The organism is Vibrio anguillarum (assembly GCF_001989995.2).
Taxonomy (GTDB): domain Bacteria; phylum Pseudomonadota; class Gammaproteobacteria; order Enterobacterales; family Vibrionaceae; genus Vibrio; species Vibrio anguillarum.
The window spans coordinates 1-12,344 of record NZ_JAHGUP010000013.1 but is presented as its reverse complement, the minus strand read 5'-3'; the positions used below and the strand labels follow the sequence as shown (position 1 = coordinate 12,344).

The 12,344-nt window shown below is 42.8% G+C and carries 12 protein-coding genes; 8 read left to right on the top strand and 4 right to left on the bottom strand.

Features of this window, described 5'->3' with window-relative positions:
• The first annotated feature begins 43 nt into the window (after positions 1-43).
• Entirely contained in the window at positions 44-1,432 is a 1,389-nt protein-coding gene (locus PL85_RS02750) for a peptide MFS transporter (protein WP_115339634.1), read from the top strand.
• Positions 1,433-1,523: 91 nt separating this feature from the next.
• Here the strand turns inward: PL85_RS02750 and hemH are convergent, their stop codons facing one another.
• From hemH to htpG, 3 genes are all read right to left on the bottom strand, one after another.
• Positions 1,524-2,489, bottom strand: coding sequence for a ferrochelatase (gene hemH / locus PL85_RS02745; protein WP_115339633.1), 966 nt, complete (start codon positions 2,487-2,489; stop codon positions 1,524-1,526).
• 115 nt (positions 2,490-2,604) lie between these two features.
• Complete coding sequence (gene adk, locus PL85_RS02740; RefSeq protein ID WP_013857306.1) at positions 2,605-3,249, bottom strand: adenylate kinase; 645 nt, start codon at positions 3,247-3,249, stop codon at positions 2,605-2,607.
• Between the two features lie 318 nt (positions 3,250-3,567).
• Positions 3,568-5,475, bottom strand: a complete 1,908-nt coding sequence (gene htpG / locus PL85_RS02735; protein WP_013857307.1) for a molecular chaperone HtpG — start codon at positions 5,473-5,475, stop codon at positions 3,568-3,570.
• A gap of 258 nt (positions 5,476-5,733) precedes the next feature.
• Between htpG and PL85_RS02730 the strand changes: the two genes are divergently transcribed.
• From PL85_RS02730 to PL85_RS02720, 3 genes are all read left to right on the top strand, one after another.
• Positions 5,734-6,600, top strand: a complete 867-nt coding sequence (locus tag PL85_RS02730) for a winged helix-turn-helix domain-containing protein (protein WP_115339632.1) — start codon at positions 5,734-5,736, stop codon at positions 6,598-6,600.
• 10 nt (positions 6,601-6,610) lie between these two features.
• Positions 6,611-7,126: a regulatory protein ToxS gene (locus PL85_RS02725; RefSeq protein ID WP_026027495.1), complete on the top strand. Its 516-nt coding sequence runs from the start codon at positions 6,611-6,613 to the stop codon at positions 7,124-7,126.
• An 84-nt stretch (positions 7,127-7,210) separates the two neighbouring features.
• Positions 7,211-7,489 carry an Rdx family protein gene (locus PL85_RS02720; protein WP_017045494.1) on the top strand — a complete coding sequence of 93 codons (279 nt, stop codon included), beginning with the start codon at positions 7,211-7,213 and terminating at the stop codon, positions 7,487-7,489.
• Positions 7,490-7,506: 17 nt separating this feature from the next.
• Here the strand turns inward: PL85_RS02720 and yfcE are convergent, their stop codons facing one another.
• Positions 7,507-8,064, bottom strand: coding sequence for a phosphodiesterase (yfcE, locus tag PL85_RS02715; RefSeq protein WP_026027494.1), 558 nt, complete (start codon positions 8,062-8,064; stop codon positions 7,507-7,509).
• A gap of 228 nt (positions 8,065-8,292) precedes the next feature.
• On the opposite strand from yfcE, the gene PL85_RS02710 reads away from it, so the two are divergent.
• From PL85_RS02710 to PL85_RS02695, 4 genes are all read left to right on the top strand, one after another.
• On the top strand, positions 8,293-9,207 hold the full coding sequence (locus PL85_RS02710; protein ID WP_013857312.1) for a TIGR01777 family oxidoreductase: 915 nt from the start codon (positions 8,293-8,295) through the stop codon (positions 9,205-9,207).
• 399 nt (positions 9,208-9,606) lie between these two features.
• Positions 9,607-10,461, top strand: coding sequence for a thioredoxin family protein (locus PL85_RS02705; protein ID WP_115339630.1), 855 nt, complete (start codon positions 9,607-9,609; stop codon positions 10,459-10,461).
• Between the two features lie 307 nt (positions 10,462-10,768).
• A complete protein-coding gene (locus tag PL85_RS02700; RefSeq protein WP_013857314.1) occupies positions 10,769-11,692 on the top strand; it encodes an SPFH domain-containing protein in 924 nt (307 codons plus the stop codon).
• Between the two features lie 7 nt (positions 11,693-11,699).
• Complete coding sequence (locus PL85_RS02695; protein ID WP_115339629.1) at positions 11,700-12,158, top strand: NfeD family protein; 459 nt, start codon at positions 11,700-11,702, stop codon at positions 12,156-12,158.
• The last annotated feature ends 186 nt before the right edge of the window (positions 12,159-12,344 follow it).

The window sequence follows — 12,344 nt, the reverse complement described above, 5'->3', positions numbered from 1 at the left end:
GGAGAAGAGCCAATTTTTCTCATCTCAAATACTAATAATTCTTATGACAAACCAACATCAATACTTTGGGCACCCAAGGGGCCTATTTTTACTTTTTGGCACAGAGCTATGGGAGCGTTTTTCGTATTATGCGATGCGCGCCATTTTGGTACTTTATCTTACAGACGCAACGATGAATGGCGGTCTAGGTTGGTCGACTAAAGATGCACTCGATCTTTACGGCACCTATACAGGGCTAGTCTACATCACACCGCTTATTGGTGGTTACCTTGCAGACAACTACCTTGGGCAACGCCGTTCTATTTTATTGGGTGGAGCGTTAATGGCCATTGGCCAATTTACGCTAGCACTGCCTGCAGATGCACTAGGTATTGGCTCTCTACACACTTTCTATTTAGGCCTTGCACTGCTTATCTGTGGTAACGGTCTATTTAAGCCCAATATCTCAACAATGGTTGGTGACCTATATAATGAGGGTGATAACCGTCGTGATGGCGCGTTCACCATCTTCTATATGGGGATCAATTTAGGTGCGCTACTTGCTGGTGTGATCTCTGGTTCTGTTACTAACTCATTTGGTTGGAAAGCAGGTTTTGTGGCCGCTGGTATTGGTATGCTGATCAGCCTTGTGATGCAAATGGCAATGGCTCAATCATGGCTTGGTAATATTGGCCGCGAACCAGCAGCTAAGCGCGATCTAAAACTGAAAAAATCAGCAAATAAGGAACCACTAACGAAAGCAGAAGTAGATCGTATCAAAGTTATCCTTGTGATGAGTTTGTTTACTATTGTTTTCTGGGCGGGTTTCGAACAAGCTGGTGGTTTAATGAACATTTACACGCAGCAATACACTGATCGTATGATAGGCGGTTTTGAGATACCTGCCGCTTGGTTCCAATCGTTAAATCCATTTTTCATTATTACTCTTGCCCCTGTATTAGCCGTATTATGGGTAAAATTAGGCAAGCGTGAACCAAACTCCCCAATGAAGTTTGCATTAGCGATGTTCTTCTTAGCCCTAGGCTTCCTATGTATGGTTGGTGCGGTTATGGAACAAGGTGGTGACACTACCGTAAAAACATCAATGCTATGGCTTGTCGGTGCCTTCTTCTTCCATACCTTGGGTGAACTGTGTCTATCACCAATTGGTCTATCGCTTGTCACTAAACTAGCCCCACTACGCCTTGCTTCATTAATGATGGGAGCATGGTTCGGTTGTAACGCAATCGCGAATTATGTAGCAGGCCATGTAGGTTCTCATGTGGGAGAGCTTGGTGCGATGGCTATCTTCAGCGGTATTGCAGTAACAGCAACCATTGGCGGCGTCATTTTACTGTTGTGCTCTAACACACTCGTTCGTTGGATGCACGGTGCAGAAAGAACCACAAGCTACGCTGAAGAAATTGAAGAGCAACAAGCTCAGTTAGTTTAGCTTCAAATACACCTAGTAGTAATTCAAGAATAATAATGACAAACGGTCACGCTATAGTGACCGTTTTTGTACTAGAAAAGAATTCAACTCATCAGCGCTTAACTAAGGAAGCCATCATTTCTATATGCATTGCCGAATCATTTAGGCACTCAATGTAGGTAAACAATTCTCCACCAGCGTGAATAAAAGTTTCTTTACCTTGCTCAGCTATCTCTTCTAAGGTTTCTAAACAATCCACCGAGAAGGCGGGAGTGATGATATCCAACTTTTTAATACCGCGGCTTGGCAGAGCCTCTAATGTTTTATCCGTATAAGGCTGTAGCCACTCTTCACGTCCAAAAATAGACTGATAGGTCAGGCCGATTTGGTCAGCATTCAAACCAAGTTCTTGTGCCAAAAGTTCTGTGGTTTTTTGGCAATGCTGTGGGTAGATATCACCGTTATCGGCGTATCGCTTAGGGATACCGTGGTAGGAACAAAGCAAATAGTCACCTTGCCCGTTACGTTGCCAAGAGTCACGGACTTTACTCGCCAAAGATCGTATATAAGCAGGGTGATTATGATAATCACGAATAAAACGTAAATTGGGCGTCACAGGCATACGTTTCATCGCTTTGGCAAGGCCATCAAACACGGCAGCCGTAGTAGTACCAGAATATTGAGGGTACAGAGGCAGCACCACAATCCCTTCAACACCACGCTCCAATAATGTGTTGATACCCTCTAAAAGGCTTGGTGAACCATAGGTCATACCAAGTTCCACTGGTGTACCGAGATACTGTTCTAACGCTTGCACTTGGCGTTTAGAGTACACCATCAAAGGAGAGCCTTCTTCCATCCAGACAGATTGATATAACTTAGCAACCTTGGGGGCTCGCAGCGGAAGAATCACACCATGTAATAATGGACACCAGATCCAACGACTCATATCAACCACACGTTGGTCATGTAAAAATTGGCTTAAAAATCGTTTTACTGCCGATGCCGTCGGTTCACTCGGCGTTCCCAAGTTAACCAATAGCACACCCTGTTTTTGATTATTTTGCATTACTTCCATTCATCCATTTCATTGTTAATTATTGAGTACGAATTCGCGGCAGGAAAGTTCATAAAAAAAGCGACCTTTAGGTCGCTTTCACTATAACAAAGTTAACAAGCCTATACTGAGCCAATTATGCTAATGCTTTCTCAATATCAGCGCTAACTTGAGCAACTGGCTTAGTGCCATCAAATTTTAGGTATTTCGTATTACCCATTTGTGCTTCTTTACCGTAGTAAGTGATCAGTGGCGCTGTTTGCTCGTGGTAAACACCTAAACGAGCACGAACGGTCTCTTCTTTGTCATCATCACGAACGACAAGATCTTCACCTGTTACGTCATCTTTACCTTCCACTTTTGGCGGGTTGTAAATGGCGTGATAGGTACGACCAGAAGCCAAGTGAGCACGACGTCCAGCCATACGCTCAACAATAACGTCATCGGCAACATCAAACTCAATCACATAGTCAACATTAATGCCCATTGCTTTTAAGCCATCAGCTTGAGGAATCGTGCGAGGAAAACCATCGAGTAAAAAGCCCTTTTCACAATCAGCTTGGGTGATGCGTTCTTTGATTAAGCCAAGGATGATTTCATCAGAAACGAGTTGACCAGCATCAATCACTGATTTCGCTTTTTTGCCAAGTTCAGTGCCTGCTTTAATCGCAGCACGTAACATATCACCAGTAGAGATTTGTGGAATACCGTACTTCTCCATGATGAATTGAGCTTGAGTGCCTTTACCTGCACCGGGAGCACCTAGAAGAATGATGCGCATGTTTAATCCTCTTTAGAAAATTATGATTTATACCGAAGCTCACAACCAGATGAGACTTAAAACCAACGGTAAGTTTCGGTATAACGGTAATGAGATGAGTGAATAATAATTCGGCAAGCAACATACACAGCTTACCGATCGCATTCAAGCGATGCATTCTAACATACAAATTTAAGCGACTAACCAGATTAAGACTAAAGAATATAATCTTGGCCGGATGTTCGCTGCAAGTTTGCCTAAAATATCGCTCGTTCTCAGCAGAGAATCGCTATTCAAAGCAAAAAGCTCGCAGTTGCGAGCTTTTTGTTAGCCAGTTAGCTATTCAACCTTAGTCAAAAGCTGATTAATTGCGGTTAAGAATTGTGACGGATCTTCCATCGAACCACGCTCAGCGAGCGTCGCTTGACCTAGTAAAACTTCAACCCAGCGACCAAATACTTGTTCATCCGCTTCATCGGCCATCCGTTTCACTAACGCATGTTCAGGGTTAAGTTCCAAAATATACTTCACCTCTGGTACCGGTTGACCAGCCGCAGCAAGCAATTTTGCCATCTGCGTACCCATCTCATAATCGTCGGTCACAACAACCGCTGGAGTACTTGCCAGTTTAAAAGTAGTTCGAACCTCTTTGACACGATCGCCAAGGTACTGCTTCGTACGTTCAACCACCGATTTAAACTCTTCTTCAGTCTCTTTATGCTTCTCTTTTTCCGCTTCATCTTCGAACTGGCTCAGATCTAGCCCTGCTTTGGTGATGGATTGGAACATTTTTCCATCAAACTCAGTGAGGTAGTTCATCAACCACTCATCAATGCGATCAAACATTAAAATAACTTCGATACCTTTGGCTTTAAACTGCTCTAGGTGCGGGCTATTTTTGGCCGCTGCATAGCTATCGGCGGTGAGGTAGTAGATTTTATCCTGCCCCTCTTTCATCCGTTCAACATAAGCCGCTAAACTAACCGTTTGCTCTGCTGAGTCAACCTCGGTCGAGGCGAAGCGCAATAGGCTGGCGATCTTCTCTTTATTAGCAAAATCTTCTGCAGGCCCCTCTTTGAGTACCAAACCAAACTCTTTCCAGAAGGTTTGATATTTATCAGCATCATTGCTCGCCATACGTTCAAGCATGGTCAATACACGCTTGGTACAAGCATTACGCAATGATTGAGTCACCTTGTTATCTTGTAAAATCTCGCGTGAAACATTAAGCGGTAAATCGTTTGAGTCGATTAAACCACGAACAAAGCGCAAGTAGGACGGCATAAATTGCGCAGCATCATCCATGATAAAGACACGCTGAACATAAAGTTTCAAGCCTGATTTATGATCGCGATTCATCATATCCCAAGGTGCTTTCGCTGGAATATAAAGTAGGCTGGTATAATCGTTTTTACCTTCTACACGGTTATGGCTCCACACCAGTGGGTCAGCATAATCATGGGAAACGTGTTTATAGAACTCTTGATACTCTTCATCACTGATTTCTGACTTAGAACGCGTCCACAACGCCTGTGCTTTGTTGATTTGTTCCCACTGGGTCTCTTCAGTCTCGTTACCTTCGTCATCACGAACTTTGGTTTGGATAGAAACTGGAATTCCAATGTGGTCTGAATATTTAGAAATCACATCACGCAGACGCCATTCAGAAAGGAACTCTTTGCCTTCCTCTCGCATGTGCAAAATGATATCGGTTCCACGAGACTCTTTATTAATGCTTTCTACTGTATATTCACCTTCACCTTGTGAATACCATTGAACCGCTTCGTTAGCAGGTAAACCCGCAGCGCGAGTTCTTACAGTGACCGCATCAGCGACGATGAAGGCCGAGTAAAAACCCACCCCAAACTGACCGATAAGCTGAGAGTCTTTAGATTGATCTTGGGATAGTTTAGAGAAAAACTCCGCTGTGCCGGATTTTGCAATCGTACCGAGATGTTCAATGACATCTTCGCGGCTCATACCAATACCGTTATCTGAAATGGTCAGCGTATTCGCTTGAGTATCAAACGATAATTTAACGCCCAAGTTGGCATCACCTTGATATAAATCGGCATTAGACAACGCTTGAAAACGAAGTTTATCCGCAGCATCAGAGGCATTTGAAATTAATTCGCGAAGGAAGATCTCTTTATTGGAATAAAGAGAGTGAATCATAAGATGAAGTAACTGTTTGACTTCAGATTGAAAACCACGAGTTTCTTTATTGGTAGTAGCCGTTTCGCTCATACTAGCTCCATAACATCTGAGTTATTTTCATTCACACACAGAGTGTGCAACCAAGGATGATTTGCTAGTAAGATGAGGCTGGCAATTGTAAATTCAAGGTCAATAATCATAAAAACACTGTTTTTTTCATTTATTTTGATTATGCTTGCCGTAATTTTTATCAAAGAAAATAAAAACTAGCATAATGTTTCATCAATTGCTTCCCCAAGCAGGCTAGGTTGATGGACGGTTAAACATGCCAACAATAAGAAGATTATCATGAGTAACATAGGCACAAAATTCATCCTTGCTAACCGATTCACGTTTGATCCCAATAGTAACTCTTTGCTTGAACAAGAAAACGAACAAGAGGCTGTTCGCCTTGGTAGTAACGAAAGTCGAATTTTACTTCTACTTTGTGAACGCCCAAATGAAGTGATTACACGCCATGAACTGCATGAGTTTGTGTGGCGTGAACAAGGTTTTGAAGTTGATGACTCAAGCTTAACTCAAGCGATTTCAACACTTCGTAAGATGTTGAAAGATCAAACCAAATCACCAGAATTCGTCAAAACCGTGCCGAAACGAGGTTATCAAATGATCGCCTCGGTGACTCGAGCAACCCCCTACTCACAGAAAAACACCACCAACGAGCCTGAAGAGGAACCGTTACTGGCCAGTGAGTCTATCCAAGACATTGACGCGGATACCACTTCGCTACCCGAAGAGACAACATCCCGAACCGTGACGACAGATCCACTCGCGAAAGTAAAAATAGGGAGAGAAAAGTTAACACTGCAAAGCAAATTGATGTTGGTTGTGGCTCTTTTCTTACCTATCCTGGCTCTCCTATTAACTAGCCCTGCACAATCAAAATTTAAACAGATTGCGGTTTATAACAATATAGTTGTGAATACGCCCATAAATCATCCAGACCTAAACAAATGGTTACCTTCTATTGAAAAATGCGTAAAAAAATACAATGAATCACATACTGGAGAACTGGCACCTAAGCAGGTGATTGCGACTGGTGGTCAAAATAATCAGCTCGTATTGAATTACATCCATAATTCTGAGTTCTCGGGTGAAAATGTCACTTTACGAATTTTAGCTAACCAAGATGATTTGGCCAACGTGTGTAAATAAGGGCATAAATATGAATCCAAAAGTGGCAACCCTCATCTTAGCTATCTCTGCACTATTCAGTAGTTGGTTATACTGGGGCAGTGATTTAAAAATAGAACAAATCCTAACGGCGCAAGAATGGCAATCTAAAATGGTCACTGTGGTAAAACGCAGTCAACAGAATGATTCTGTTGGGCCAATCCGTCGGGTTGATGTCAATTCGAATGTAAAATATTTACCTAACGGTACTTATATTAGAATGTCAAATGTGAAGTTATTCGCCGTGGGTGGTGAAAGTGAAAGTTTCATTAATATCTCAGAAACCGGCACCTGGGATATCAGTGATAGCTACTTATTGATATCGCCTAGCGAATTTAAAAACATTAGTTCTAGTCAAAGTAAGGACTTTACCCCTGAGCAATTAGAACTGATTACTCAATTTTTCAAGATGGATGCTCAACAAAGCCGACGTATTGATGTCGTCAATGAAAAAACATTATTGCTCACCAGCCTAAGCCATGGTTCGACAGTGCTGTTCATCAATTAGCCATCGAGTAATCTGTAACTTCAATGAAGGGTCGAAAAGATCCTTTGTTGCGTATGGCCCTTACTTCTTCACAAAAGGTACACCATGGAAAAAGCCAATATTGAGATCTACTATTGCCGCCAATGTAATTGGATGCTTCGAGCCACTTGGCTAAGCCAAGAGTTACTGCATACTTTTAGTGAAGAAATTGAATCTGTGCGTCTCTACCCTGATACAGGGGGACGATTTGAAATCATGTGCAATGGACAACGTATTTGGGAACGTAAACATGATGGTGGTTTCCCTGAAGCAAAGGTTCTTAAGCAACGAGTCCGAGATATCATTGACCCAGAGCGAGATCTGGGTCATTCAGACAACAGGTAAATCAGATAGCGACCAGTTTAAGAGCTAGTCGCTAAACGATATTGTGCCAGTCCTTGCCCCTCTAGCCCCATTACTTGAAATAATCCATCCGTATAAATAGCGTAGCTTGGGGGAAATTCATTACGTGGAAAGGTCGCGGACCCCGGGTTGACAATAATGACATCATCTTGACCTTGCGCCATAGGGATGTGCGAGTGGCCATGGATCAAAACATCACCTTTTTTTAATGGTGGCCTATTTTGAGCATTATATTGATGGCCATGCGTTAAGAAAAAACGAGTTCCTGACTCCAAAACTACCCAACAAAAATCCATCATCATCGGAAAGTCGAGCAGCATTTGGTCGACTTCGCTATCACAATTGCCTCTGACCGCCACAATATGCGGCGCCCATCGATTCAAGCACTCCGCCACTGCGGTCGGATTATACCCATCAGGTATAGGATTACGCGGACCATGATTTAAAAGGTCTCCTAGCAGTACTAAAGTGTCTGCACCTGACTGTTCAAATAGACTGAGCACTTTTTCAGTAGCAGGCAGTGAACCGTGTAAATCCGAAGCAAAAAACAACTTCATACTTTTATCTCCGTATTTTGGAGCTATAGATTGTACGAATTTCAGCACACTTCGTCATCTCGAGTTATGAATAAACATTGTCATTTATCACCACGAACAATTCACGTATACTAAATAAGTTTCCTATATTAGGTTAGATGGCAAACAAGCATCGTCACTTAACCAACATGGCTATCGTTCTCATCACCACCATTTAGGTGATATCGCACAGACCAATGAGGTAGAAACATGAAAATACTATTAACGGGAGGGACTGGCTTTATCGGTAAAGAGCTGATGAAACAGATTTTCACGCACAATATCTACCTCCTCACGCGCGATATAGAGCGAGCTAAGCAGCAGCTCGCCCATGTAGACAAAGGTAGTATCACCTACCTGACCTCCCTAGCGAGTTTAAAAGACGCGAATCAATTTGACGCCATTATCAATCTTGCAGGAGAACCAATCGCCGACAAACGTTGGAGCAAACAGCAAAAAGCGATCATTTGCGCTAGTCGATGGGAAATAACAGAGCGGTTAGTTGAGCTCATCCATGCCAGTACTGAACCCCCCTCCGTTTTCATCAGTGGATCGGCCGTCGGCTATTATGGTGACCAACAGTCTCATCCGTTTGATGAAACATTACATGTGCACCAACAAAGTTTTCCTCATCACGTTTGCGAAAAATGGGAGCGCATCGCCCTCCAAGCGCAATCAGAAAAAACTCGAGTGTGCCTATTGCGTACGGGGATCGTGCTCGCTAGCGATGGTGGTGCTTTAAAGAAAATGCTGCCACCTTACCGTTTAGGCTTGGGCGGCCCTCTTGGTAAGGGTGAACAGTATATGCCATGGATCCACTTATTAGATATGGCACGAGCGATAGCCTATTTATTAGACACGCCACATGCACAAGGTGCTTTTAACCTCTGTGCTCCACATCCCGTACCTAATAAGCATTTTAGCCAGCTATTGGCGAAAACATTACGTCGACCACATATACTATTCACTCCCAAATGGGTTCTAAACCTTGCAATGGGTGAAGCGGCTGTTTTACTGTTTGATAGTATTAGAGCAAAACCTAAAAAGCTAACCGAGCTAGGATTTCACTTCCAGTTTTCACACCTAGAACCTGCGTTGAAAAATATATTACAACATCGTGCTTAACCAAAACTGGCCTATATTTTTTGTGAATAGCAAGGTATACGATAATGACAAAAGCGATACTTATCAGTGGATAAACCGACGGTTGCATAAAGTAGCACAATCAACTTAATTGTCATTAATTCGTAACATTCATGTGACATGATACAACTCTGGATATCCCAGTTAATCTAATATAAAGCGTTACATGTGGTACGACGAATATGACATTACACCAATTAAATTGGCTCAGTGTCGGTGTTGCGCTGACACTATTTTTAATATTATAGACACCTTTGCTTGCCCTCTCTTTGAGAGATAAAAAACGCTACTTTAACGGTAGCGTTTTTCATTTGCCCTTGATATTCCAATTTTCACCCCTATTTCTAAGACTATAAACTTGATTATCGCAAGGAAAATATCATGCAATCACCTTACATCGTTGAGGTCAATCAGCACAACTTTCGAGAGGTGTTCGAACGCTCAGTTGAGGCTCCTATTCTCTTTTATTTTTGGGCACCCATGAATCAAGAGAGCGTACAACTCATTCCTGAATTACAAAGCGTAGCGCAACAGCACAGTGGCGCATTCACATTGGCTCTTCTTAACTGCCAACAAGAACAGCAAGTGGCAGCACAATTTGGTGTTCAAGCCCTGCCAACAATCGCTCTGTTTATTAATGGTCAAGCGGTCGACGGTTTAGCAGGTGCTCAGACCATAGAAACAGTGAATGCAATGTTAAGCAAACATTTGCCAAGCCACGATGAAGTTGCGCTACAGCAAGCCTTAACACTGATAGAGCAAACACAACATTCACAAGCACTACCCTTGCTACTAAGTCTACCTGACGATATGAAAGCAAAAGCAGAGGTCAAACTGGCCCTCGCTGATGTGTTTCTGGAAACTCAGCAGTATGAAGCGGCAGAAACAGAACTGGAACGCATCCCACTAGAGTATCAAGATGGTTACTACAAAGGCTTAATCGCCAAACTGGAGCTGCACAAGCAAGCCGCTGACAGCCCAGAGATTCAAGCATTAGAAGAGATTTTTTCCGCTGAGCCAAACAACGCTCACATAGCAAGTGAGTTAGCGCTTCAATATCATCAAGTTAACCGTAATGAAGAAGCTCTCGATATGTTATGGTCATTTTTACAAAGCGACCTCAATTGCCTCGATGGCGGGCTCAAAAAAGTGTTTATGGACATTTTAAGTGCGCTTGGACAAGGAAATAGTGTGGCAAGTCTCTATCGCAGAAAGCTGTATTCACTATTATATTAATAATATCAAGCAATTAAACTGGAAACGTTCTGCTTTGATTGTTAAAAAACCAGTATCAAATCTCATTATTTCATTTGTTCCATATCGATAACTGATAGAGAATGATCAATAACAAAGCTCAAACGTTGATGAGAATCGCTCCTATATCCAAATGACTTGGAGATACCGGCAGTCGGCAAGTGAGTTCATCCCCATAAGCACAATAAGCTCTATGATTGGGGTGAACGAACTTAGCTAACACAGCGGCCGTTTCAATAGAGAAAGGAACATCAACATTAGGATTATTTAATACTAAAAAGGAACCGTTATGGCTATTGATTCACTCGTCGCCGTTGGCATATTTGTATTCGTCGTTATTTCATTTATCTTTTCTGCTGTGAAAACCGTTTCACAAGGGAGCAATTGGACAGTAGAGCGTTTTGGACGTTACACACACACCCTACGCCCCGGTTTAAATATCATTATTCCGTTCATTGATCGCGTCGGACAAAAAATTAATATGATGGAACAGGTGCTTGATATCCCAGCACAAGAAGTGATATCCAAAGATAACGCCAATGTTGTTATCGACGCGGTTTGCTTCGTGCAAGTGATTGATGCTGCGAAAGCCGCCTATGAAGTTAGCGAACTACAACACGCCATTCGCAACTTAACTCTAACGAATATGCGTACCGTACTGGGCTCGATGGAGCTGGATGAAATGCTCAGCCAGCGTGACATGATCAACACTAAATTGTTATCGATAGTCGATCAGGCGACTAACCCTTGGGGTGTAAAAGTCACTCGCATCGAAATTAAAGATGTACAACCACCAGCGGATTTAACCGCGGCGATGAACGCGCAAATGAAAGCGGAGAGAAATAAACGTGCTGAAGTGTTAGAAGCCGAAGGCGTACGTCAAGCACAAATTTTACGCGCCGAAGGCCAAAAGCAGTCTGAAATACTTAAAGCTGAAGGTGAAAAGCAGGCGGCAATTCTTCAAGCAGAAGCACGTGAACGCGCTGCTGAAGCAGAAGCCAAAGCGACAGAGATGGTTTCGAATGCGATTGCGCAAGGTGACATGCAAGCGGTTAACTACTTTATCGCTCAAGGATATACCGAAGCACTTAAAGCCATTGGTCAAGCAGAGAACAGCAAAATCATCATGCTGCCATTAGAAGCAACTGGGTTGATGGGTTCGGTTGCTGGCATTGCTGAAATGTTCAACCTAAAATCCTCACAAGATAAGTAGGCCTAACGTGATAGAGCTAATACAACAAATGAATTATTGGCACTGGCTCGCATTAGGCTTAGTGCTTGTTGCATTGGAACTGCTTGGAACTGCTGGGTATTTTCTTTGGTTAGGTATTTCCGCACTCATCGTTGGCCTTATCTTTACGATGCTCCCCATCAGTTGGCAACTGCAGTGGATGGCTTTTGCAAGTTTATCACTCGTCACGACTTGGTTATGGTGGCGTAAACAATTTAAATCAGACCACGATGGTGACGAGACTCGTGATCTGAACCAGAAACAGAAACAGCTGATCGGACAAACAGCTCGTCTTAAAGAGAGCGTTCAAGAAGGGGCAACTTTTCGATTACAGCTCGGCGATACGACGTGGACAGCAAAATGCCAGCAAAACCTAGAAGCCGATGTTGTGGTTAAAGTCGTAGATGTCGAAGGAATTGTGTTGATTGTTAAGCCTAAAGAGAGCTAGCCTCATTGAGTAAACATCAGTAAGAAAGTACATAAAAACCAAAAGTGATGAATTGCTTTTGGTTTTTTCATTTATGGGCAGCCAAATTGTAGTGTGTGCCTCGACAGCTCATTAGCTAATGAGCTCATTTTCACACTGACTTGTTCAAGTCGCTATGGCAGCACTGCCTACGGAAACCGCATGAAC

Bases quoted from the DNA above. Each gene is read 5' to 3' on its own strand.
- PL85_RS02750 (WP_115339634.1), top strand. From the start codon at position 44: ATGACAAACCAACATCAATACTTTGGGCACCCAAGGGGCCTATTTTTA.
- hemH (WP_115339633.1), bottom strand. From the start codon at position 2,489: ATGGAAGTAATGCAAAATAATCAAAAACAGGGTGTGCTATTGGTTAAC.
- adk (WP_013857306.1), bottom strand. From the start codon at position 3,249: ATGCGCATCATTCTTCTAGGTGCTCCCGGTGCAGGTAAAGGCACTCAA.
- htpG (WP_013857307.1), bottom strand. From the start codon at position 5,475: ATGAGCGAAACGGCTACTACCAATAAAGAAACTCGTGGTTTTCAATCT.
- PL85_RS02730 (WP_115339632.1), top strand. From the start codon at position 5,734: ATGAGTAACATAGGCACAAAATTCATCCTTGCTAACCGATTCACGTTT.
- PL85_RS02725 (WP_026027495.1), top strand. From the start codon at position 6,611: ATGAATCCAAAAGTGGCAACCCTCATCTTAGCTATCTCTGCACTATTC.
- PL85_RS02720 (WP_017045494.1), top strand. From the start codon at position 7,211: ATGGAAAAAGCCAATATTGAGATCTACTATTGCCGCCAATGTAATTGG.
- yfcE (WP_026027494.1), bottom strand. From the start codon at position 8,064: ATGAAGTTGTTTTTTGCTTCGGATTTACACGGTTCACTGCCTGCTACT.
- PL85_RS02710 (WP_013857312.1), top strand. From the start codon at position 8,293: ATGAAAATACTATTAACGGGAGGGACTGGCTTTATCGGTAAAGAGCTG.
- PL85_RS02705 (WP_115339630.1), top strand. From the start codon at position 9,607: ATGCAATCACCTTACATCGTTGAGGTCAATCAGCACAACTTTCGAGAG.
- PL85_RS02700 (WP_013857314.1), top strand. From the start codon at position 10,769: ATGGCTATTGATTCACTCGTCGCCGTTGGCATATTTGTATTCGTCGTT.